This window comes from Psychrobacter sp. Sarcosine-3u-12 (genome assembly GCF_002836005.1).
In the GTDB taxonomy this organism is placed as follows: domain Bacteria; phylum Pseudomonadota; class Gammaproteobacteria; order Pseudomonadales; family Moraxellaceae; genus Psychrobacter; species Psychrobacter okhotskensis.
The window spans coordinates 1-979 of record NZ_PJBY01000038.1 but is presented as its reverse complement, the minus strand read 5'-3'; the positions used below and the strand labels follow the sequence as shown (position 1 = coordinate 979).

Below are 979 nucleotides of genomic sequence, written 5' to 3'. Positions count from 1 at the left end.
TGAGGTGAAAAAAAGACCTAGATGCGCTAGCATCAAAGTCTTTATCCACCGACCAAAGTGAGATTGCAACCATGAACTATACGCATCTAAGCCTAGGGGAACGATACCAGATTTATGCCCTTATAGGGGCAGAACATAGTATTAATTTTATAGCGCGGGCGTTAAACAGAAGTCCCAGTACCATATTAAGAGAAATCAGACGCAATAAAAGCCTGCGCGGTTACCGAGTCAATAACGCTCATAAGAAAGCTTGTGCAAGACGATCAAACAATGCGCTCAGCATCATCGCTGACGTATGGGACTGGGTCACAGACAAGCTTAAAGAGAACTGGAGTCCCCAGCAAATAGCAGGTGTTCATGGTGGACTCAGTCATATGAGCATTTATCGCTATATATGGACAAACAAGCGTAAGGGCGGCAGGTTATGGCAGTGTCTCAGACGTAAAGCCAAGCCTTATCGGCAGCGTTTAACTGCTGAGACTCGTGGTCGTATTAATGACAGAGTCTCTATCCATGAGCGCCCCTCCATCGTTGATGCGCGCACGCGGATTGGCGACTGGGAGGCGGATACCATTATCGGTCAGCATCACAAGCAAGCGATTGTCACGCTCGTTGAACGTAAAACAGGGCTGCTGAAGATGAAACGTGTGGATAATAAAACGGCACAGCAAGTATCAGAGGCAATGATAGAGCTCTTAAAGCCAGTGAGGTTGCAGGTTAAGACCATTACCTCTGACAATGGTAAAGAGTTTGCTCAGCATAAAAAGGTGAAACAAAAGCTCTTTAGCTCTTTCTTCTTTGCCGATGCTTATGCGTCATGGCAGCGAGGAACCAACGAAAATACCAACGGCTTGATCAGAGAGTATCTGCCTAAAGGCTGTGACTTTAGACAAGTCTCTGATGATGAGATGCAGGACATTGAGAACAAACTAAATAACAGACCAAGAAAACGCTTAGGGTTTAAAACGCCTATGCAGGC

The 979-nt window shown here is 45.9% G+C and carries 1 protein-coding gene; it reads left to right on the top strand.

What is annotated here, in order from left to right:
- Positions 1–71: 71 nt before the first annotated feature.
- On the top strand, positions 72–979 hold a 908-nt coding region (locus CXF65_RS01035), incomplete at its 3' end, for an IS30 family transposase (RefSeq protein ID WP_101210731.1).